The organism is Mycobacterium attenuatum, assembly GCF_900566085.1.
In the GTDB taxonomy this organism is placed as follows: Bacteria; Actinomycetota; Actinomycetes; order Mycobacteriales; family Mycobacteriaceae; genus Mycobacterium; species Mycobacterium attenuatum.
In genome coordinates, this window is record NZ_UPHT01000008.1 from 21750 (window position 1) to 43850 (window position 22101).

14 protein-coding genes are annotated in these 22101 nt (G+C 68.0%); 8 read left to right on the forward strand and 6 right to left on the reverse strand.

All coding sequences use genetic code 11. The features are described 5' to 3' along the window. Nucleotides 1–40 precede the first annotated feature (40 nt). Nucleotides 41–679, forward strand: coding sequence for a hypothetical protein (locus tag EET13_RS01700; RefSeq protein ID WP_122440662.1), 639 nt, complete (start codon nt 41–43; stop codon nt 677–679). Further along, complete coding sequence (locus EET13_RS01705; protein WP_122440663.1) at nt 676–1377, forward strand: hypothetical protein; 702 nt, start codon at nt 676–678, stop codon at nt 1375–1377. Before EET13_RS01700 ends, EET13_RS01705 begins: the two co-directional genes overlap by 4 nt. Nucleotides 1378–1396: 19 nt before the next feature. On the opposite strand, the gene EET13_RS01710 is transcribed toward EET13_RS01705, so the two are convergent. The 3 genes from EET13_RS01710 to EET13_RS01725 all read right to left on the reverse strand — a co-directional run bounded on the left by EET13_RS01710 (nt 1397) and on the right by EET13_RS01725 (nt 6521). Next, complete coding sequence (locus tag EET13_RS01710) at nt 1397–1915, reverse strand: XRE family transcriptional regulator (protein ID WP_122440664.1); 519 nt, start codon at nt 1913–1915, stop codon at nt 1397–1399. Next, entirely contained in the window at nt 1912–4980 is a 3069-nt protein-coding gene (locus tag EET13_RS01715; RefSeq protein ID WP_122440665.1) for an MMPL family transporter, read from the reverse strand. Before EET13_RS01715 ends, EET13_RS01710 begins: the two co-directional genes overlap by 4 nt. 353 nt (nt 4981–5333) lie before the next feature. Then, complete coding sequence (locus EET13_RS01725) at nt 5334–6521, reverse strand: lysylphosphatidylglycerol synthase transmembrane domain-containing protein (RefSeq protein WP_244603720.1); 1188 nt, start codon at nt 6519–6521, stop codon at nt 5334–5336. Between the two features lie 171 nt (nt 6522–6692). Between EET13_RS01725 and EET13_RS01730 the strand changes: the two genes are divergently transcribed. Next, on the forward strand, nt 6693–7853 hold the full coding sequence (locus tag EET13_RS01730; RefSeq protein ID WP_122440667.1) for an AI-2E family transporter: 1161 nt from the start codon (nt 6693–6695) through the stop codon (nt 7851–7853). On the opposite strand, the gene mmpL3 is transcribed toward EET13_RS01730, so the two are convergent. The 3 genes from mmpL3 to trmB are packed head-to-tail and all read right to left on the reverse strand — an operon-like array spanning nt 7850 to nt 12325. Beyond that, a complete protein-coding gene (gene mmpL3, locus EET13_RS01735) occupies nt 7850–10702 on the reverse strand; it encodes a trehalose monomycolate exporter MmpL3 (protein WP_122440668.1) in 2853 nt (950 codons plus the stop codon). The two genes, EET13_RS01730 and mmpL3, sit on opposite strands and share 4 nt — an antisense overlap. Nucleotides 10703–10762: 60 nt before the next feature. Next, the gene (locus EET13_RS01740) at nt 10763–11518 is read right to left on the reverse strand and encodes an NYN domain-containing protein (RefSeq protein ID WP_122440669.1); all 756 of its coding nucleotides are present in this window, start codon (nt 11516–11518) and stop codon (nt 10763–10765) included. Then, nucleotides 11519–12325, reverse strand: coding sequence for a tRNA (guanosine(46)-N7)-methyltransferase TrmB (gene trmB / locus EET13_RS01745; protein WP_122440670.1), 807 nt, complete (start codon nt 12323–12325; stop codon nt 11519–11521). Nucleotides 12326–12596: 271 nt separating this feature from the next. On the opposite strand from trmB, the gene EET13_RS01750 reads away from it, so the two are divergent. The 5 genes from EET13_RS01750 (at nt 12597) to EET13_RS01770 (ending at nt 21940) form a co-directional block, all read left to right on the forward strand. Beyond that, on the forward strand, nt 12597–16832 hold the full coding sequence (locus EET13_RS01750) for a SpoIIE family protein phosphatase (protein ID WP_122440671.1): 4236 nt from the start codon (nt 12597–12599) through the stop codon (nt 16830–16832). After that, entirely contained in the window at nt 16829–17146 is a 318-nt protein-coding gene (locus EET13_RS01755; RefSeq protein WP_122440672.1) for an STAS domain-containing protein, read from the forward strand. The genes EET13_RS01750 and EET13_RS01755 overlap by 4 nt, the downstream gene beginning before the upstream one ends. 141 nt (nt 17147–17287) lie before the next feature. Further along, nucleotides 17288–18349 carry a hypothetical protein gene (locus tag EET13_RS01760; protein ID WP_122440673.1) on the forward strand — a complete coding sequence of 354 codons (1062 nt, stop codon included), beginning with the start codon at nt 17288–17290 and terminating at the stop codon, nt 18347–18349. Continuing rightward, nucleotides 18346–19917: a hypothetical protein gene (locus EET13_RS01765; RefSeq protein WP_244603721.1), complete on the forward strand. Its 1572-nt coding sequence runs from the start codon at nt 18346–18348 to the stop codon at nt 19915–19917. Before EET13_RS01760 ends, EET13_RS01765 begins: the two co-directional genes overlap by 4 nt. A 199-nt stretch (nt 19918–20116) precedes the next feature. Then, nucleotides 20117–21940: a phosphoenolpyruvate carboxykinase (GTP) gene (locus EET13_RS01770; RefSeq protein WP_122440674.1), complete on the forward strand. Its 1824-nt coding sequence runs from the start codon at nt 20117–20119 to the stop codon at nt 21938–21940. Nucleotides 21941–22101 lie beyond the last annotated feature (161 nt).

Genomic DNA, 22101 nt, shown 5'->3' on the forward strand with positions numbered 1-22101 from the left:
CGCCATCCTTCCATCTGCTTTCAGGTGCGACCATCTGGCCATGGCAGACGACGACGCCGCGGTCGATTCGGCCGACGACTCCGGGGACGCTACGCCGGAGCCCGACGAGCCGGAGTCGTCGCGCGCCGCCATGTTCTCCAACTACGGCATCGCCTCCACCGTTCTCGGGCTGCTGTCGGTGGCCGCAGTCGTGCTCGGCGCCCTCATCTGGTCATCGCACCGTCAGGAGGTCGCCGAGCGGGTGTACCTGAGTCGGGTCATGCGCGCGGCCGCCGAATGGACCGATGTGCTGATCAACATGAACGCCGGCAACATCGACTCCAGTCTGCAGCGGCTGCACGACGGGACGGTCGGACAGCTCAACACCGATTTCGACGCCGCCGTGCAGCCCTACCGGCAGGTCGTGGAGAAGTTGCAGACGCGCAGCAACGGCCGCATCGAGGCGGTGGCAATCGAAGCGGTGCACCACGACCTGGACACCCAGCCCGGCAGCGCCCGGCCGGTGGTGACCACCAAATTGCCGCCCTTCGCCACCCGCACGGACTCGGTGCTGCTGGTAGCGACGTCGGTCGCCGAGAATGCCGGCGCCAAACCGCAGACAGTGCACTGGAGCCTGCGGATCGAGGTCTCCGAGGTGGACGGAAAACTGATGATCTCCGGCCTGGAATCAATCCGGTGAGACTCCCGACGAGAAACGCGTGGCGGCTGGCCGTATTCGACGTCGCGGCGCCGCTGGTGGCCGCCACGGCACTGCTGGTGATCGGATTCGTGCTCGGCTGGCCGTGGTGGTGGATTTCGGCGTGCTCGGTGTTGGTGCTGCTGATCGCCGAGGGTGTGGCGGTCAATTTCTGGCTGTTTCGCCGTGATGCCGTCACCGTAGGCACCGACGACGACGCGCCGGGGCTGCGCCTGGCCGTGGTGTTGTTGTGCACGGCCGCCCTGGTGGCAGCCGTCGTGACCGGATACACCCACTGGACCACCCCGGACCGTGAGTTCGATCGTGACTCCCGAACGGTGGTCCAGGTTGCTACCGGCATGGCCGAGGCGGTGGCGTCGTTCTCGCCGACGGCCCCGAATGCCTCGGTGGATCGGGCCGCGGCCATGATGGTCCCGGACCGGGCGCAAGCATTCAAGGAGCAGTATTCCAAGTCCAGTGCCGACCTGGCGCAGCGCAAGGTCACCGCGACGGCCACCACGCTGTCGGCGGGGGTGGAGGCGCTCGGGCCCGCGGCGGCCAGCGTGGCGGTGATTCTGCGGGTTACCCAGAACTCGCCCGGTCAGACCACCAGTCAGGCGGCGCCGGCGCTGCGGGTAACGCTGACCAAGCGCGGCAATGACTGGCTGGTGCTCGACGTGACGCCGATCAATTCTCGTTAAGCGTTAGGACACCCGTCAGTCAGTTGCTGTCGGCCGCGCGGGTATTGCGCACCCGGACGAACCGGTCGGACAGCCGTCGCATCCGGATCATCAGCGAGGCGGACGGACTGACACTGCCGTCGAGGTAGGAAGCCAAGTTCTCGACCTCTACACCGATGCGGGACGCGAATTCCTGCCGTCCCAGACCTGAGCGATCCATCAGCAGCTTCACGTGACGGGCCACCTCGGCGCGCTCGTTGGCCTCCAATTGGATACGAGCGCGCTCCAGCACCTCCGACAGCGCCTTGGAAATGCCGTACGGCCGAGTTCCTTCCAGCACTTCTTCCACCTGGCGGGCCGTCCGTCCGTAGGGGTCGCGCTTGAGCGCCGCGGCAATGCGTTTCCAGGTGGCGATGTCGCCGCCCTCAAGAGCCGAGCGGATCGCGGCGGTGGACCAAAACTCCACTGGCTGGTCGTTGCCGGGTTCGCCGGTTTCTCGCCCAGGCCGTCGCGGTGGCGGAGCGGGCATAGGTTTCCGCTGGTCGGCGGCCAACGTCACCTCGCCTCCTCCAACATCGCTACCGCCACTGCCAGGCAGCGCTGCCTGACCTCCTCCCAGTTTGCCTCGGCATCGGGCTCGGGCCAGTCGTCGTCGACATCCGACGGGTGTGGATCAGCAAGCCGGCGAACCAGCTGGGTGGCCATCCATTGCCGCCTCGAATACGAATCCAGTGGCTGACAACAGTAATACCTGTCCATTCCCGCCAGCACGACGGCCGCGGTTTCGGGCTCCATTGCTTCGACCATGTCAGCAAATTCGGCATAATCGCGGCTGCTGTTACGGCTCATGATCAGGTAGCCCTTGAGCCGCAACGTTTCCGCCCCAGTGGGGATCAGCAGCCGGTCGCCGGTGGGCAATTGGACGTTGGTGGTTTCGATCGGGCCGCGCCGCTCCAGCCGGGGCCGGTCCGTTCCGCCCCTGGTGGCCGCGTGCTCGGCGGCATTGGTTTGCAGGGCGTCGAGTGCGACCGAGAGTCGCCCGCGCCAGACGGTAACCGGGTGCACCGGGCGCTCGGCCCACGACATCGCCCTGGCAATGCCGCTGCGGTAGGCCTGGCCGACCTTGCTGGCCGCGGATTGGCCGCTGCCGACGGTCTTCGTGTTGGTCCCCGAGGCAGCACCCGCGGCAGCACCGGAGGCAGCCCCGGAGGCAGCCCCGGAGCTAGCCGGCACGGCGAATTCGGCGATGTTCTTTCCGTCTCTGACCAGTTCTGGAATGTGTTCGGGTCCCTTGCCGCCGCGCCCGCAACCGGTGAAGGCAAGCGGGTCGGCCACACAAATCGCGTCGGGAGCAAGGTGTTTGAACCTGGCCGCGGACTTGAGCAGCATGCGCAGGTCGGCGCTGGGGGCAATCGCGGCGGCGATGTCGTCGGGAATCACCACGACGTCGCCCAAGTCGACCTCGGGGAGCGGGCGGTCGAAGTCCACCGACGGCAGGATGCGGGCCAACCACCGCGGTAGCCACCAGTTCCACTGCGAGAACATCGCCATCAGGGCCGGGACCAGGACCAGCCTGACGATCGTGGCGTCCACGGCGATCGCGACGGCGCAGGCCACGCCGATCTCGGCCACCAGCGGCATGCCGGCGAAAGCGAATCCGCAGAACACCGCGATCATGATCAGCGCGGCGCTGGTGATGGTGCGCGCGCTGGTGCTCACCCCGTAGGCGACCGCGTCGCGGGTCTGGCCGGTGTGCAGGAATCGTTCTCGGATCCGGGTCAGCAGGAAGATTTCGTAGTCCATCGACAACCCGAACGTCATCGCCAGGACCAGCGGGGGAACCGTGCTGTCGATCGAACTCAACTGCGGAAAGCCCAGCTTGTCCGCCCAGCCCCATTGGAAGACCATGACCAGGCTGCCGTAGGCGGCCGCCACCGACAGCAACGTCATCAGCACGCCCTTGAGCGCCAGCAAAACCGAGTGGATGGAGATCAGCAGCATCACGAACGCGATCAGGGCCACAAAGGCCAGCACCAGCGGTTCGGTCGCCGACACCCGGTCGTCGAAGTCCTTGATCAGCGCGGTCGGTCCGCCGACGTCGATGTGTGCCCCACCGGCGGTCTTGGGAAGGTGGGTTCGCATCCAGTCGACGGTGTACCGGGCGCGCATGTCCTCCGGGTCGACCGACAGCACCGCGCTGAGCAGCGCACTGCCGTTATCGACGGCAAACTTCGGCGGCGCCACCGAGGCGACGTCGGGAGCCCGCGTCATCTGCTCACGGATCGCCGCGATGGTTTGGCTGTGTGCCGGCGTGGACGCGCCGCCGTCGGGGAATGTGACGAGCACCTGTGCGGGGCCCAGCGCACCCGGCCCGAGCGCCTGCGCGGCCGCCGACACCCCGGCACGGATCTCATGCGAGGAGTCGAACTGCCGCAGCAGGCTGTTGCCCAGCACCATCTGGGTCGCCGGCGCCGCCATGAGCAGCAGCACCATCGATGCCGACAACGCCGTCATCCAGGGTCGGCGCATCACCCATCCAACCCAGCGGGTCCAGAACCGGGACTGCGTGCTTTCCGGTCGCCGGGACCAGTGCAGCAGCGCCGATCGCTTGGCGGCCGCGCGGGCGAAGGTGGCCAGCAGCGCCGGGGTCAGCGTGGCCGACGTCAGCATCGCGACCGCGACGGCCAGGATCGCCCCGGTGGCCATCGACCGCAGCGCTGGGGTGTTGATCAGGTAGATGCCGGTGAGCGAGGCGATCACGGTCATCCCGGACAGCACCACCGCGAGCCCGGAGGTGGCCATGGCGGCGTCCACCGCCTCCTGCGGCCGGCGCCCGGTACGCAGTTCCTCGCGGAAGCGCATCAGGATGAACAGCGAATAGTCGACCGCGAGCGCGATCCCGAACATCGACACCGTCGACGTCACGAACACCGACATGGTGGTGTGCATCGACAGCAGATAGACCACGCCCATGGTGACGACGACCGTGCAGACGCCCAGCGCCAACGGGATGGCCGCGGCGGCAAGCGAGCCGAACACGGCGAGCAGGACGATCAGGATAATCGGCAGGTTCCAGCGTTCGGCATCGGCGATGTCGCGTTTGGTGTTGGCCGCTGCGGCGGCGCTGAGCGCACCTTGGCCGATCACGTAAAGGCGCACGCGACCGTCGGCGGTTTGTCCGGGCTTGTCACCTTTGATCCCGATTTTTTGGCGCAACTTCTTGGCGACATCGCTGGTCCCGGCATTGCGAGCGTCCAGCCGCAGGGACACCACGTACGGTCGGTCGGGCTGCGGTGGCCGTTGGGTGGGGTTGGGCACCTCCGACACACCCGGAAATTCGCCGGCGATTCGCCGCAGCCGAGCGACCGCGTCGTTGATGTCCTGGAAACTGGCGTCCGGGCGGGGCGTGGCCACCAGCGCCAGCGACGGCGCTTCCTGGTCGGGGTATTGAGCGTCTAGGACATCGTGGACCAGCAACGACTGCGACCCGGCTACCTCGAAGCCGCCGCCGGTGAGATTCCCCGACTGCGTCATGGCCAGATAGATCGCCGGCGCCAATGCGAGGAACCAGCCTGTGAGCACCAACCACCGGAATCTGCGCAGGTTGCGGCTCAGGCGCATCATGAACTGCTGGATGTCGTTCTCCCCGTATGTGTCGCGCGGTGGTGCTCGCGAGCCTACCGCAGAGCACCACCAATCATGTCCGCTTATTGGTTGCTGAGCTGCAACGATGCGGTCTACAGGCCGCCGTGAGCCCGACCTCGGTTGATGTGGGTCGGCGATACCCCGCCAAGGTCGCCGGATGCGCGCAGCCGGGAGAGGCCGGCAACGCTGCGGGCGGCTAGCCACTCTCGATCGCGTCGCGCTGCCGGGCGTCGTGCTCGTCATGCTGGCCGAGACGTTGGCAACCGATGCGATCGATGCCCCCGCGGCTACCGGGAACGCGGCTGGCCGTCACCTCAGCGGCGCTTGTGACGTTAAGTCACCGGATCGCTTTCATGGCCATGATCAGGCGGGAGTAAGGGGCCCTGTAGGGCGGTTTCGGACGGGTCGTCGGCAAAGCGGCGCTGGATCGGGAGCATGCGTCCCAGCTCGGGGTCGGTCGGCGGGTCGTCGGCATCCGTGTCGGCGACCTTCTCGGTGCGGAACATGAAAAAGAACACCACCCAGCCGATAGCGGCGATGAACAGCCAGCTGATCAGCCGGTAAATCAACATCGCCGAGATGGCATTGGGCAGGGCCATGCCGCTGGATACCAGGCCCGGCACCAGCACCGCCTCCACGACCAGCAGGCCGCCCGGCATCAACGGGATGGTGCCGACCGCGCGGGCTGCCGCATAGGCGACCGTCAGCCCCGCGACCGAGGCATGGTCTCCGGCGGCGTAGGCGGCGAAGCCCAGGCAGGCCACGTCGGCGATCCAGTTGAACAGCGACCAGCTGAACGCCACTGCCAGGTCGCGCCGGCTCAGGCTGACCGACTCGAGTTGCGTCAGCGTTTCCCGCCATTTCGCTACGCCGGTGTCGGCCGGCTTACCGCGAAGCGAGTTGACCCACGACAGAACCCGGTTACCGATCCCTTCGATCAGTTCCGGCCGCGACGCCACCGCCTGGGCCAGCAGCAGCAACGCCACGAAACCGCCGAGGGTGAACAGCAGCGAAAAGGGGTTGTTCTTGGCGCCCAGGAAGAACGCGCCGCCCAGCCCGAGCAGGGCCAGCCCGACGGCCTGCAGCACACCCGACATCACCAGCTGCCACGACGCCACCACCGTCGAGGCACCCCAGATGCGTTGCTGGCGCAGCAGGAAGGTGGCCGACAGCACCGGACCGCCCGGCAGCGTGGTACTCAGTGAGTTCGCCGCGTAGAAGGCGGCTTCGGACCGTAATTGCTTGACGTGTACCCCGGCCGATCTCAACAGCGTGCGCTGGATCTGCGCGAAACTGTGCATCGAGGCCGCCGCTGCCCCCATGGCAGCCACCAACCACCACCAGTTGGCCTGATAGATGCTCATCCACGCTTTGGCCAGCTGGTCCCACACCAGCGCGATCTCGACGGCCAACACGATTGCGACGATGCCCAAGACCATCCAGCGCAGCCACCAGTACTTGCCGCGCGGCGCCTCTTCGCGCCGGTCGACGAGCTTGCGGACGGGGGCGTCGTGCGACACCGGATAAGGGTAACCGCGCCGGTGGCACGGCGATCTCCGCACGTCATCGACTGTGTCAGGGTCGTTCCGGGGTCGTGACCGGATCGTGGCGGGCAGCGACTATCACCGTCTCGGCCGCGCCCGGCCAGGCTTTGCGGTAGCCGGGCACCGCGGCCCGGCTAGGCTTGCCGGATGTCGGCAAGTCTCGACGACGCTTCGGTAACTCCACTAGTTCGCAGGACCGCGGCATGGTCTTGGCGCTTGCTGGTCATTTTCGCGGCCGCGCTCGCGGTGATCTGGGTCATCGGCAAGCTCGAGATCATCGTCGTTCCGGTGTTGCTGGCGTTGATCTTGAGCGCGTTGCTGGTGCCCCTGGTGGACTGGCTGGACCTGCGGGGGGTGCCGCGTGGGGCCGCGGTGTCGCTGGTGCTGCTGGGTGGTTTTGCGATCCTTGGCGGCATCCTGGCCTTCGTCATCAGCCAGTTCATCGTGGGTCTGCCCGATCTGGTCAAACAGGTCGAGCGCAGCATCGACTCCAGCCGCAGGTGGCTGATCGAAGGGCCGGCGCACCTGCGCCGCGAGCAGATCGACAATGCGGGTAATGCCGCGATCGAGGCGCTGCGCAACAATCAGGCCAAGTTGACCAGCGGCGCCATCTCCACCGCCGCCACCATCACCGAGTTGCTCACCGCCGCGGTGCTGGTGCTGTTCACGCTGATCTTCTTTCTGTACGGCGGCCGCAACATCTGGCAGTACGTCGCCAAGATCGTGCCGGCCCACGCCCGTGAGCGGGTCCTCGAGGCCGGGCGCGCCGGATACTCATCGCTGATCGGGTATGTACGGGCAACCTTCCTGGTCGCCCTGACCGACGCGATCGGTGTCGGCACCGGGCTGGCCATCATGGGTGTGCCGCTCGCGCTGCCACTGGCCTCCCTGGTGTTCCTCGGCGCTTTCATTCCGTTGCTGGGTGCGTTGATTTCGGGTTTGCTGGCCGTGGTGGTGGCGTTGCTGGCCAAGGGGCTGGTGTACGCGCTGATCACGCTCGGCTTGCTCATCGCCGTCAACCAACTCGAAGCTCATTTGCTGCAGCCGCTTGTGATGGGTCGTGCGGTCTCGATTCACCCGCTGGCGGTGGTGCTGGCCATCTCGACCGGCGGCGTCCTCGCCGGCATCGTGGGAGCCTTGCTGGCCGTCCCGACGGTCGCCTTCCTCAACAACGCGATGCAGGTGCTGCTGGCCAAGGACCCGGCCGCCGCCGCCGAAGAGCCGCCTGAAGAGCCGTCGGCGATCCTGCAGGCCCAACCGGACGACCCCGACGTGACCGACGAAGGCGGGCCGCGCGGAGAAATCTAAAGCCGTCCCTCGCGGCGCAGCAGGTCCTGGGCGGACAGGCCGCCGGCGCCGCGCCGGCGCCGCGTGCTGTCCGCGCCGTTGTCGCCCTGGCCGCCGCGCGCGTTGAGCTGCTCGGTGGCCGCGTCGGAGTCGCTGTCTTCGGGCCGTTGGACCGGCAGCTTGGCCGTGGCATCAGCCGAGTCGGTATCGCCGCAACGGTTCCCGGGAATCGGCATCGCGCGGGTCTGACCCGCGGACGGGGCCGGCGGTGGGGTGGGCGAGGGTTGCCGGGTCTTTGGCTGGGCCGGCGCCGGGCTGCTTGATCCGCGATCCGATGTTCCCGGTTTGCCGGGTGCGGACAGCCGAGTAGTCGGCGGTTCGCTTTGCTGGTTGGCCTTGATCGGCATCTGCTTGGTGCCCGCACTGGAGGGCGCACTGGGAGCGGGCCCGATCTCCGCCCGGGCAGATCCGCGCTGCGACGATTCCGGCGCCGACGGGTGAGTCGGATCGTGCGGGGGGCGTGGGCCGGCAGCAACCAGGCCCGCGGTGACCGGAGGCCGGGCGACCCGGCCGTCGGTGACCGGCCGCTTGCGTTCGTCGGGCAGCTGGATCTCGCCGAGGCCGATGCGGGTCTGCACTCGCCGCATCCAGCGCGGAGCCCACCAGCAGTCGTCGCCGAGCAGCTTCATCACCGAGGGCACCAGGAACATCCGCACCACGGTCGCGTCCAGCAGCAGCGCCGCCATCAGGCCGAAGGCCAGGTATTTCATCATCACCAGGTCGGAGAACACGAACGATCCGGCGACCACCGCAAGGACCAGGGCCGCGGCGGTGATGAGGCGGCCGGTGGTGGCCGTGCCGATCCGGATGGCCTCCTGGGTGGACATGCCGCTTTCGCGGGCCTCCACCATGCGGGAGACCAGGAATACCTCATAGTCGGTGGCCAAGCCATACCCGACGGCGACAACTAGCGCAATGACCGGTGCGGTCAGCGGGGTCGCCGTGAAGTTCAGCAACCCCGAGCCGTGTCCGTCGACGAATATCCACGTCAAGATGCCCATGGTGGAGCCGAGCGTCAGCGCGCTCATCACCGCGGCCTTGATCGGCAGCACCACCGACCCGAAGGCCAAAAACATCAGCAGCGTGGTGGCGGTGAGCAGGATGACGAGCATCGCCGGCATGTTGTCGAACAGGCTGTGAATCGAATCCTGCTCCAGGGCCGGAGTGCCTCCGACATATACCTCAAGCCCCTTCGGTGGGGTGATCGCGCGCAGCTCTTGCAGCTTCTTGGCCGCATCGCCAGGGTTCATCAGCCCGTTCTGCAGGACGCGTACCGACGGATCCTTGGACGCGCCGGGCGCGACGCTGCGTTCCTGCCACATGTTCGCCGGGTCGTTGTCCGGCTCGATGAAGCCGCTGATCGACATCGCCTTGCTGCGGATGTCGGCGACCTGCTGGTCGGTGACCGGCTGGTGGTTGGTCGACTGGATCACCAGGGTCAACGGATTGGTTCGGTAGCCGGGGAAGAGCTGGTCGAAGTGCTCCTGTGACTGGCGCACCGAATTGTTGGGCGGCAGATATTTCTCGCTCATGCCGCCGAGCGACAGGTTGAACAACGGGATGACCAGCAAGATCATGCCGAGGACGATCGGGATGGCGAACACCAGCGGCCGGCGCATCACCCAGTTGACCAGCTTGCCCCAGAAGCCGGCTTCGACCTCCTCGCGGGTCTTGGTCTTCTGCAGCCGGTCGGCGAGCCAGTTCAGGTAGGCCCGCGACACCTTCCAATTGCGCAGGAAGGGCACCCGGAACAGGGTCCGCACACCCAGCGCGTCGACGTGGCGGCCGAGCACGGCCAGGCAGGCCGGCAGCAGGGTGATCGACAGCAGCGCCGCCAGACCGACCGCCGCGATCAGCGCGTAGGTCAGCGACTTCACGAAGCCCTGCGGCAGCATCAACAGGCTGATCCCGGAGGCGATGATCAGCACAGCCGAGAACGCGACCGTTCGGCCGGCTGTCATGACGGTGCGTCGTACCGCCGTCTCGGTGTCGTATCCCTCGGCGATCTCCTCCCGGAACCGGCTCACCACGAAGAGCCCGTAGTCCACCGCGATACCCAGGCCGATCAGCGACACGACCGGCTGGGCAAAGAAGTGCACCGGCCCGAATACCGCGATCAGGCGCAGGATTCCCAACGCCCCCGCGATGCTCAGACCGCCCACCATCACCGGAAGACAGGCCGCGATCACGCCGCCGAATACCAGGAACAGCACCACGGCCACCAGCGGCAGGGCCAGCACTTCCATCCGTCGCTGGTCGGTGGCGATGGTGCCGGTCAGTGCCTCGGCCACCGGCTCGAGGCCGGCCAGCTGAACGGTGCCGCCGTCGAGTTTCTGCAGCGACGGCGCGATGTCCTTGTAGTTGTTCAGGATGGTGTCGTCATCGTCGCCTTTGAGCGGGATGGACACGAAGGTGTACTTCTTATCCTCGGTGGCCATCCCCTTGACGACGGCGCTGGTCGTGTCGGGAGCGCGCAGATAGCCGGCCCAGCCCATCACCTGGTCGGGATGGTCCTGCACGAATCGGTTGAGCTCGTCGGTGATCTTCTTCGACCACGCCGGGTCGTTGACCGTCTTGCCATCCGGGGCTTTGAAGATCGCGACGATGTGACCGGTCCGATCCCGGCCGTAGACCTGGTCGCCCAGTATTGACGCCTTGACCGACTGACTGCCGTCGTCGTAAAAACCGCTCTGCGTGACGTGCTTGCCCAGGCTCAGCCCGAAGATTCCGCCGCCGAGGCATAGCGCTACCGTGACGCCGATTACGATGAACCGGTAGCGGTACACAATTCGACCCCACCAGGCGAACACGTAATCTCCTTACTGGATCGTTAGCGACCCCGCGCATTCTCTTTTCAGTCGTTCGGTTGCTCACATACGCGAGGTCAACAGCGAGGCCAGCGGCCGGAACGGCTGCAGCCAAGCCCCCTGCTCAGGTAGCGAATCGAGGCCGATTCGGGGGAGCGGCTCCCGGAAAACACCGGCAATGTCCTCCAGGTCGACGAACTCCAAGGTATCCGACGCTAGCGCCCAACTGGCGTGTTCACGAAATCCAAGGACCTGAACTGGGATTCCGCCGCGGGCGATCTCCTCCAGCGGCTGCCGGAACGCCTGACCGTCGGCCGAGGCCACCATCAGCGCCGCCAGTCCTTCCCGGTAGCGCTTGTCGATGTGCTCGAGCATGTCGCGGTCGACGTCGCTGTCCTCATCGATCTTCGGTTTGGCGAAGACCGCGAACCCGACGTTGCGCAGCGCGTCCACCCAGGGACGCACCACCTCGGCGCTGCCGGGGGCGATGTTGGTGAAGACGGTGGCCTCCGGTTCGGCGCGCAGGGCCTCACCGCCGGGTGCTCTGGCGGCGATCTCCGCGGTGCGAGCCAGCAGCCAACGGCCCAGCGCGTCGAACCGGGGCCGTTCCAGCGCGGTCGGGCGGCGCCCCAGAATGGAGCCCAATCCCATGTCCAGGTTGGGAGCATCCCACACCAGCAGGACCCGTCCCGGCGTCGGAGCCAGTCCCGTCAGGCCGCCCTTGGACAAGCCACCGGCCAGCACCGACGGTGGCGGTGGCACCGCGGCTGCCGCGACGGTTTCCGACGTTTGCGTGCTCACGTCTTCAGTAAGGCTCATTTAGTCATCTGATTTCGGTTTTCTCCAGACCAGCTCGCTGACCGCGCTGCCGGCGTCTTGGGCTTTGGTTTCGTATTTGGTAGTGGGGCGAACCACCGAGATCGGCAGGGAGTCGGTTCGGGGGTCGGCGCGGATCAGCCGCGGCTCGGCGTCGCCGGCGGCGGCGATGTGCTCGGCGTAGCCGGGATGGTCGGTCGCGGCGTGCAGCACACCTGCGGGGATTAGCCGGTCGGCGATCAGGGCGATCGTGGCGGGCTGCAGCAGCCGGCGCTTATGGTGTCGCACCTTGGGCCAGGGATCGGGGAAGAACACCCGAACCCCGGACAGCGAATTCGAGGTGACCAGGTCTTTCAACACGTCGATCCCGTTGCCGCGGATCAGCCGGATATTGGTCACGTTCGCACTGTCGATCGCGCACAGCAGCTGCGCCAGCCCCCGGCGGTAGATTTCCACCGCGATCACGTCGAGATGGGGCTCGGCGTGTGCCATCGCCAGCGTGGACGTCCCGCTGCCACAGCCGATTTCCAGCACCAGCGGTGCATCACGGCCGAACCACGCCCTGGTGTCCAAGGGCACCCGGTGCGGCGACGCGCCGAGCGCGTCGACGCCCAGCGCCGGCCATCGCCGCTCCCAGGTCTGTTGCTGTGCGCTCGACAGCGCCGCACGTCGTGAGCGAAAGCTGGTGGCGGGCAGATAGCCCCATGCGCTGCCCCGGTCTTGCGCACCGGACCCGGTGCTGGGCGAAGCCGGCGAGTCGGGACGTAACCCAACCTCGGGTTGCGCATGCATTTGTCCATGGTCGCTCATGAAACGCAGGTGTAGCCGCTCCTGGCCCAGATTGATATCCAACAGTTGCCTTTGGCTGGTAGCGGACAGCGCCGCCCGGCAAGCCGCGCACCTGACCCCGCCACCGAGTGCTCATGATTTTGCACCGCCGAGAGGTACGGTGTGAATCTGCCAATGTTCTGATTCGCGCCCAGCGGTGGCGGCAAACCTTTTACTAAGGCTTTCCAATGCCTGTCCGCCCGGCGAGCGTGCGCTGAGGGCCGGGCGGCTGACCTTCGCGAGAGGGATCGAAATGGTGGGCGCTGCAGAAACCGAGCGCGGGCCGGCGCTGCCCGCCGAGGGCGCGATTTTTGGTGCCGACGGCGAGGTGGGCCGCGATCTCGCGCGGGTGGATTGGTCGGCCACGCCGCTCGGGCCGCCCGCCGGGTGGCCCCAGAGCCTGCGGACCGCCGTCAGCATCTTGCTGTCGTCACGCTTTTCCATGTGGATGGCGTGGGGACCGGAGCTGACGTTCTTCTGCAACGCCGCCTACCGTCGCGACACGCTGGGCCAGAAGTATCCCTGGGCGCTGGGCCGGCCCGCCCGCGAGGTGTGGGCCGAGATCTGGGATGACATCGGCCCACGGATCCAGCGGGTGCTGTCCACCGGACAGGCGACCTGGGATGCGGCGCTGCTGTTGTTCCTCGAGCGGTCGGGCTATCGCGAGGAGACATACCACACGTTTTCCTACAGCCCGCTGCGCGATGACGACGGGCACGTCGTCGGCATGTTGTGCGTGGTCAGCGAGGATACCGACCGGGTGATCAATGAGCGCCGGATGGCCACCCTGCGTGATCTCGGATCCGACCCCAGCGTGGTGCGCACCGAGGACGAGATGCTGGCGTTTGCCGTCGCCCAGCTTGATCATGACGCGCGCGACCTGCCGTTCACGCTGACCTATTTGTTCGACGCAGCTGTGTCCGACGAGGGCGTGCTCGACGGCGGCGGAGCCGCGCGGCTGGCCGCGGTGAGCGGGATTCCCGCCGGGCATCCCGCGGTTCCGGCGATGCTGGTCGCCGACGGGTCCGCGGTGTGGCCGGTGGAGCAGGCGGCGCGCGGGCAGTCGGTGCTCGTCGAGCTCGACGGCGGCCCGTTCGAACAGCTGCCGGCGGGGGACTGGCCCGAACCGCCCGTGCAGGCGCTGGTGGTGCCGCTGCTGCAACAAGGCGCTCCGCCCTTCGGATTCCTTGTGGCCGCACTGAACCGCTACCGCCGGTTCGACGCGGCGTACCGCGGGTTTGTCGAGTTGGTCGCCGGCCGCCTCGCGGCCGGAATCGCCAGCGCCCGCAGCTATCGGGCCCAGCAGCAGCGGGCCGAGCAGCTCGCCGAGCTGGACCGGGCCAAGACCACCTTCTTCTCCAACATCAGTCACGAGTTCCGCACTCCACTCACGCTGATCACCGGGCCGGTCGCGGAGCTGCGGCGTCGCGCAGCCGGGCTCGACGAGCAGGCGCGGCAGGAGCTGGAGGTCGTGCACCGCAACGGCTTGCGGCTGGCCAAGCTGGTCAACACCCTCCTGGACTTTTCCCGCATCGAGGCCGGTCGGATGCGGGCGTACTACGAGCCGGTCGACCTCTCCGCCGTCACCGCCGAGCTGGCCAGCGTGTTCCGGTCCGCCGTGGAGCGGGCCGGGCTCGATTTCGTCGTCGCCTGCGTGCCGCTGGACGAACCGGTCTACGTCGACCGCGACATGTGGGAGAAGGTGGTGCTCAATCTGCTGTCCAACGCGTTGAAGTTCACCTTCGAGGGGTCGATCGCCGTGCGCGTCGGCCGCGGTGACGGCGCCGCAGTCGTCACGGTCGGCGACACCGGAGCCGGGGTGCCGGCGGCCGAGATGCCCCGGTTGTTCGAGCGGTTCCACCGCGTCGAAACCGTGCAGGCCCGTTCCAACGAGGGCAGCGGAATCGGCTTGGCCCTGGTCAAGGAGCTGGTCGGTCTGCATGGCGGCAGCATCACCGTCGACAGCAGCCAGGGTGTGGGTACCACCTTCACCATCCGGCTGCCGTACGGGACGGCGCACCTGCCGCCCGGAGCGCTGGCCTCCCGGGAGCCCACGCGGGCAACTTCGGCGGCCGATGCCTACCTGCAGGAAGCACTGCGCTGGCTGCCCGCCGACATCGACGCGATGGCGGACGGCGCGGCGGCAGCACTGGCGACCGAGGACGGTGTGAACACTGCGGATTCGGCGGATCCGGCCAATCGGGCCCGGGTGCTGATCGCCGACGACAACGCCGACATGCGCGAATACCTCACCCGGCTACTGCGCAGTGCAGACTATCGCGTCGATGCCGTTAGCGACGGCCGGCAGGCGCTGAGCGCAATCCGCGCCGAGGTGCCAGACCTGGTGATCAGCGACGTGATGATGCCCCGGCTGGACGGTCTTGCGCTGGTCGCACAGCTGCGCGCGGATCCCCGCACCGCCGCGGTCCCGGTGCTGCTGCTGTCCGCGCGCGCCGGGCAAGAGGCTTCCGTGGAAGGGCTCGACGCCGGCGCCGACGATTACCTGGTCAAGCCGTTCGCCGCCGCTGAACTGCTGGCCCGGGTGCGCGCCAACGTCGACATGACGCGACTGCGCAATCACCATGCTCGGTGGCGCACCGCCCTGGTGGACTCGCTGCAAGAAGCCTTCTTCGTGTGCGACGAGCACGGCACCGTCATCGAGATCAACAGCGCGTTCACCGACATCCTCGGCTACGGTCCCGAGGGTCTTCCCTATGTGCAGACCCACCCGTGGTGGCCCGACCCCGGCACCGACCCCGAGGCCTACCGGCAGTTCGCGGACGCGTTCGCCCACTTTCTTACTCACACCCACGGCACCTACACCGTTCCCGCGCGCCACAAGGACGGACACCGGATCTGGATCAACGCGAACTTCAATCAGGTCGACGACCCCGATACCGGCCGGCGCGTCATGGTCGGCACCTTCCGTGACGTCACCGCCGAGCACTACACCGTGCAAAGCCAGACCGCGTTGGCGGCACTCAATCAGCAACTGGTCCAGGCCGACAGCCTCGACGCGGCAATGCGCGCCGCGGTCGGGGTGCTGCGTGAGCTGTGGCGGGCACGGCGGGCGCTGGCCGTCACGCTGCCCGGCCGCCTTGTTGACCCCCAAGCCCCGGCGGTCGGCGAACCGGAGGTGGTGTCGGCGGGTGATCCCGTAGGGTGGGCCGAGCTGCCGGCTGGTACTCGGTCGGCGATCAGCGCGCTGAGCAACGCCGACCTGCTCACCACCCAGGCAACGGCCCCGGGGACGGCGGGCATCGTGCTGCAACACCCGCGAGGGGTGCTGGTGATCTGGATCGAGCTGGCCGAAAACCGGCCGTTCACCTCCGAAGACCAAACTCTGCTGACGGCGCTCGCCGGTCGCCTGGGGCAGGGCCTGCAACGCGTCTACCAGCTCGACCAGCAACGCGAAACGGCCCTGGCGCTTCAGCACGCGATCCTGGGTCCCGCGCGTCTGCCCGGCGGATTCGCGGTCCGCTACCAGCCGGCCACCCGGCCGCTGCAAGTCGGCGGCGACTGGTACGACGTGGTCGACCTTGACGACGGGCGCCTCGCACTGGTGGTCGGGGACTGCGTCGGCCACGGGTTGGCCGCGGCGACCGTGATGGGACAGTTGCGCAGTGCTTGCCGCGCGTTGCTGCTCGAGCACCTCAGCCCGGGCGTCGCACTGACTGGTCTGGACCGGTTCGCCGCGCGCCTCCCCGGAGCTCAGTGCACTACCGCGTTCTGCGCGGTGCTCAGCCCCGACACCGGTGAGCTGGTGTATTCCAGCGCCGGCCACCCGCCGCCCATCATGGTTCATGCCGACGGCACCGCCCGGATTCTCGACGCGGCCGGCACCATCGCACTCGGGGTGCGCACCGAGTGGGCCCGCCCCGAGGCGCGGCTGACCATCCCGGCCCGCGCGACGTTGCTGCTCTACACCGACGGGCTGGTGGAGCGTCGCCGCCGTCCGCTGGACCAGGGCATTGCCGAGGCCATCGAGCTGGTACGGGACGGCGGCGCCGCCGCGCTGGAAGACTTGGCCACCCGCATCATGTCCGGGCTCAACCCTGGCGGCGGCTACCCGGACGACGTGGCCCTGCTGCTTTATCGCCAGCCCGGCCCGCTGGAGATCGACCTTCCTGCCCGGGCCGGCCAGCTGGCCGCCACCCGCAGCGCGCTACGGGGTTGGCTGGCGCGCGCCATGATCCGCCCCGGACAGGCACAGGACGTGCTGATCGCCGTCGGTGAAGCCCTCGCCAACGCCATCGAGCACGGGCACCGCCGCAACCCCGAAGGCACCATCGGCCTGCGCGCCATCGCCCTGGCGGACCGACTGCAGCTGACCATCACCGACACCGGCTCGTGGAGACCTCCGCGGCCGGTGCCCGACTCGCACCGCGGCCGCGGCATCGCCCTGATGCGCACTCTGATGGACGATGTCACCATCCAGGCGGGCACGTTCGGCACCACCGTTCACCTTTACGCGAGGATCTCCCGATGACCACACCGCTGACCCTGTCAACCGAGCGCCGCAACGACGGCAGGCCGGTGCTGATAGCGGTCGGAGAAATCGACATGAGCAACGTCGACGCGTTTGCGAAGGCACTGCGCGAGGCCCTGGGCAGCGCTGACAGGCTCACCGTCGACCTCAGCGCGGTGGAGTACCTAGACAGCAAAGCCATCAACGCCCTCTACGTGCACGCCGATCACCTGCACTTGGTCGCGACCCCGAGAATGATGCCCGTTCTCGAGATCAGCGGTCTGACCGAACTGGTCAGCGTCGAGCCGGCAGAGCCGCCGTCGGCGATAACCTGACGTCTGGGGGCTCGCCGCTATCGACAGCTGATGGTCTTTGGTAACCGACTAGATGCGTTCCCGCGTTCACGTGTGGCTGGCGGGGCGGGGTTCGCAGCTGCCACCATTCGGTGTCGGTGTGATGTGACCGAGCAGGGGAATATGACGGGGCAGGGGTATCAGCTTTTCGTCGACGAACTGACGCGCCTCGCTGGCCGCACCGGTGACCAGCGGGTTCAGCCGATCGCCGCGCGCGTCGCGAAACCGCTTCGGGTGGCGGTCGGCGGGCGCCCAGGGGCGGGTTGCCGGACGGTGGCGCACGCGCTGGCCGGCGCGGGGTTGTCGGTGGCCCGCTCCGCGTTGGCTGCGGGAGCCGACGTGCAGGTGTACGTCCTGGCCGAGGCGCCCAAACCCGAGGACCGCGAGGCTGTCGCCGCCGTCCATGACGCGCGGCAGCCGCTGGTGGTGGTGCTGAACAAGGCGGATCTGAGTGGCTTCCACGGCGCCGGACCGATGGCCGCGGCCCAGGCCCGTTGCGCGCGTCTTTCCGCGGTGCTCGGTCTTCCCGTCGTCCCGATGATCGGATTGCTTGCTGCCGCGGCACTGCACGGTCTCGACGAGGCGTACTGGCCGGCGCTGCGGGCGCTGGCTGCTAACGATGGCGGTTTGGCCTGCCTCGACGGATCCTTCGACGGCTTCCTGTCCGCCGAGCTCGCCGTGCCGGCCCCGATGCGGATGCGACTGCTGGAGGCCCTCGACCTGTTCGGCATCGCGGTTGCCGTCGCGGCGGTGCGGCGGGGCGCGCCGCCGGCGCGGGTGCGGGACCTGCTACGCCGGGCTAGCGGTGTCGACGCCGTCGCCGATCGGGTGGTGGCCGCCGGGGGCCGCACGCGCTATCGGCGCATCTTGGAGGCCGTCACGACACTCGAGGCGATGGCCGTGACCGACCCGCGAATAGCGCGGTGTTTGTCGGGCGACGACATGGTGCTGGCCCGGATGAGCGCCGCCCTGGATGCGGTGTCCGGGCCGCATGTCCAGCCTGCGGACCCGCAGGACCAGGTGTCCGCGCAGCTACGACGGGCGGTGCGATGGCAGCGTCACCGCCGTTCCCGCGGTGGTCGGGCCGGCGGCGTGGACGCCGCGTGCGCTGCCGACATCATCAGAGGATCGCTTCGGCTCTGGTCGCGGGCGGGCGGGGTCGCCGAGTCGGGGGAGCACCGATGATCGGCGCGGCCCGCGACGACCCGGCGGCCCGGGTTGACGCGCTGGTGGCGGCGATCGGTCCCAAGGCGGATCCGCCGGTGATCCATCGCCGCGACGTGGTCCTGGTGACCGGCCCCTGGCTGGCCGGTGTCAGCAGTGTGGTGGCCGCGTTGCGGCAACGGGTGCCGCAACAGGAGTTCGTCGAGTCGCCGCAGCTGGCCCCCGGCGACGCGCCGACTGCGGTGGTATTCGCGGTCTCCGCCGCCGCCCCGTTGACCGCATCCGACTGCCTGCTACTGGATGCCGCGGCCGAGCACACCGACGTGGTGCTCGCGGTGGCGTCCAAGATCGATGTCCACCGCAGCTGGCGTGAAGTGCTGGCCGCGAACCGGGCGAGGCTGGCGGCACATGCGGCGCGCTACGCCGCGGTGCCCTGGGTGGGCGCGACCGCCGCTCCGGAGCTGGGGCCACCGCATACGGACGACTTGGTCACCACGCTGCACAGCCAGCTCGCTGATCCCGACATCTCCCGGCGCAACAGGTTGCGGGCATGGGAATCGCGGCTGCAGACGATCGCGCAGCGGTTGAGCCGTGACGCCGAGGGCGCTGGCCGGCGGGCGCGGGTGGACGCCCTGCGTGCAGAACGCAGCGCGGTGCTGCGGCAGCGGCGTCAGTCGAGAACTGAGCACGCCATTGCGCTGCGCGGTCAGATCCAGCAGGCCCGGGTCCAGTTGTCCTACCTGGCCCGCAACCGTTGTTCGGCGCTGCGCGGGGAGCTGCAGGAGGATGTCGCGGCGCTGCCGCGGCGCAAGATCGCCGAGTTTGAAATGGACACCCGCAGCCGGGTCGCCGGGGCGTTCGCCGAGGTGAGTGAGGCGGTTCAGCGCAGACTCGCCGACGTGGCGCACGCGCTGGACGTGCCCGTCGAGCGTGCACCCGTCGAGACGCCGCCCACGGTCGCCGGGCCGGCGCCACCGTTGAAGTCCCGGCGGCTGGAGACCCGGCTCATGGTGGTGCTGGGCGCCGGTTTCGGATTGGGCGCGGCACTGACGCTGAGCCGGTTGCTGGTCGGCTTGGCGCCCCGGCTCAACCCCGGGCTGAACCCCTGGCTCACCGGCGCTGGGATCGTCGCATGTGTGGTGCTCGGTTTGGCGTTGACGTGGTGGGTGGTCAACACTCGCGGCTTGCTGAGCGACCGCGCCGTGCTGGATCGCTGGACGGGTGATGTCGCATCGGAGCTGCGGTCCGCGCTGGATCAACTGGTCGCAGGTCAGGTCCTGGCCGCCGAGTCGCTGCTGAGCTCCGCGCTGAGCGCCCGCGACGAGGCCGTGAACGCGCGGGTGAGCCATCAGGTCAGCGTCATCGACAGGGAACTGCGTGAACATGCCGTCGCCGCGGCGCGAGCCGCCGCCCTGCGGGACCGGCAGATGCCCGCCATCCAGGCCGCGCTCGACGCGGTGCGTAGCGAACTGGGTGAACCGGGTATACCCACGGTTGGCGCCCGATCCGGCGGTATCGCCGAGCCGGCTACCAGCGGTCCGCGGTCGGCTGCCAACGGCAGCAACAGCAGCAAATGTGAAGGTTTTTGATCCTTCTGAATCGGTCTTGTGAGGAGGCTTATACCCGCCCTGGCCTTCCGCGACAAGTGATGCGCGATAACCTGTATTAATACGCACACCGGGTCAACCATCGCGCTAGCGAACGCATAAACCGACCCCAGATAGATCTTGAAGCCGATATACGCCGACAACTAGCCGCAGATACGCAGCAGAATCTCAGGAGAGTTCGATGACCTCAGCGACCATTCCCGGTTTGGACACCGCGCCGACTAATCATCAGGGCCTGCTGTCTTGGGTAGAGGAGGTCGCCGAGCTCACGCAGCCTGACCGGGTCGTGTTCACCGACGGCTCGGCCGAAGAGTTCCAGCGGCTCGCCGATCAGCTGGTCGAGGCGGGCACGTTCACCCGGCTCAACCCGGAGAAGCACCCGAACTCCTTCCTGGCGCTGTCCGACCCGTCGGATGTGGCGCGGGTGGAGTCGCGCACCTTCATCTGCTCCGAACGCGAGGCCGACGCCGGCCCCACCAACAACTGGATGGACCCCGACGAAATGCGGTCCCTCATGAAAGACCTCTACCGCGGCTGCATGCGCGGGCGCACCATGTACGTGGTCCCGTTCTGCATGGGTCCGCTCGGGGCCGATGACCCCAAGCTCGGCGTGGAGATCACCGACTCCGAGTACGTCGTCGTCTCGATGCGGACCATGACGCGCATGGGCAAGGCCGCCCTGGACAAGCTCGGCGACGATGGGTTCTTCGTCAAGGCGCTGCATTCCGTCGGCGCCCCGCTAGATGAGGGCCAAAAGGACGTGCCGTGGCCCTGCAATGACACCAAGTACATCACCCACTTCCCCGAAACCCGGGAGATCTGGAGCTACGGTTCGGGCTACGGCGGCAACGCGCTGCTCGGCAAGAAGTGCTACTCATTGCGCATCGCCTCGGCCATGGCCCGCGATGAGGGCTGGCTGGCCGAGCACATGCTGATCCTCAAGCTGATCTCACCGGAGAATAAGGCGTACTACTTCGCGGCGGCCTTCCCGTCGGCGTGCGGCAAGACCAACCTGGCGATGCTGCAGCCGACCATCCCCGGCTGGCGCGCCGAGACGCTCGGCGACGACATCGCCTGGATGCGGTTCGGCAAGGACGGGCGGCTGTACGCGGTCAACCCGGAATTCGGCTTCTTCGGGGTGGCGCCCGGCACCAACTGGAAGTCCAACCCCAACGCCATGCGCACCATCGCCGCCGGCAACACGGTGTTCACCAACGTGGCACTGACCGATGACGCCGAGGTCTGGTGGGAAGGCCTGGAGGGCGAGCCCGACCACCTGATCGACTGGAAGGGCAACGACTGGTACATCCGCGAAACGGAAACCAAAGCAGCACATCCGAACTCCCGATACTGCACGCCGATGTCGCAGTGCCCCATCCTGGCGCCCGAGTGGGACGACCCGCAGGGCGTACCGATTTCGGGAATCCTGTTCGGCGGTCGCCGCAAGACCACCGTTCCGCTGGTCACCGAGGCGCGCGACTGGCAGCATGGGGTGTTCATCGGTGCCACCCTGGGTAGCGAGCAGACCGCCGCGGCCGAGGGCAAGGTCGGCAACGTGCGTCGGGACCCGATGGCCATGCTGCCGTTCCTCGGTTACAACGTGGGGGACTACTTCCAGCACTGGATCAACCTGGGCAAGAACGCCGACGAGTCCAAGTTGCCGAAGGTGTTCTTCGTCAACTGGTTCCGCCGCGGCCACGACGGGCACTTCCTGTGGCCCGGCTTCGGTGAGAACAGTCGCGTGCTGAAGTGGATCGTCGACCGCATTGAGCACAAGGCCGGTGGCCGGAGCACACCGATCGGCACCGTGCCGGCCGTCGAGGACCTGGACCTGGACGGGTTGGACGTTGATCCGGCCGATGTGGCCGAGGCGCTCAAGGTCGACGACGAGGAGTGGCGCGCGGAACTGCCGCTCATCGAGGAGTGGCTGGCGTTCGTCGGTGACAAACTGCCGACCGGCGTCAAAGACGAGTTCGACGCGCTCAAGGAGCGGCTGGCCCAGTAGCGCGAGCAGCCGCAAAAGCCCCCGCACGCTCGGCGTGTCGGGGGCTTTTGCGGCTGCTGGGCAAACGAGCTATCGGAGCTGGAAGTACCGGTAGAGGGTCACCGGTGGGCAGTGCGGAGCCTAGATGCCGCCCGCGCATGCGGCCATCTGCTATTGGCGCA

Excerpts from the sequence above, each read along its gene's own strand:
- EET13_RS01700 (WP_122440662.1), top strand. The coding sequence starts at position 41 with ATGGCAGACGACGACGCCGCGGTCGATTCGGCCGACGACTCCGGGGAC.
- EET13_RS01715 (WP_122440665.1), bottom strand. The coding sequence starts at position 4,980 with ATGATGCGCCTGAGCCGCAACCTGCGCAGATTCCGGTGGTTGGTGCTC.
- EET13_RS01730 (WP_122440667.1), top strand. The coding sequence starts at position 6,693 with ATGTCGGCAAGTCTCGACGACGCTTCGGTAACTCCACTAGTTCGCAGG.
- EET13_RS01740 (WP_122440669.1), bottom strand. The coding sequence starts at position 11,518 with ATGAGCCTTACTGAAGACGTGAGCACGCAAACGTCGGAAACCGTCGCG.
- trmB (WP_122440670.1), bottom strand. The coding sequence starts at position 12,325 with ATGAGCGACCATGGACAAATGCATGCGCAACCCGAGGTTGGGTTACGT.
- EET13_RS01750 (WP_122440671.1), top strand. The coding sequence starts at position 12,597 with ATGGTGGGCGCTGCAGAAACCGAGCGCGGGCCGGCGCTGCCCGCCGAG.
- EET13_RS01755 (WP_122440672.1), top strand. The coding sequence starts at position 16,829 with ATGACCACACCGCTGACCCTGTCAACCGAGCGCCGCAACGACGGCAGG.
- EET13_RS01760 (WP_122440673.1), top strand. The coding sequence starts at position 17,288 with ATGACGGGGCAGGGGTATCAGCTTTTCGTCGACGAACTGACGCGCCTC.
- EET13_RS01765 (WP_244603721.1), top strand. The coding sequence starts at position 18,346 with ATGATCGGCGCGGCCCGCGACGACCCGGCGGCCCGGGTTGACGCGCTG.
- EET13_RS01770 (WP_122440674.1), top strand. The coding sequence starts at position 20,117 with ATGACCTCAGCGACCATTCCCGGTTTGGACACCGCGCCGACTAATCAT.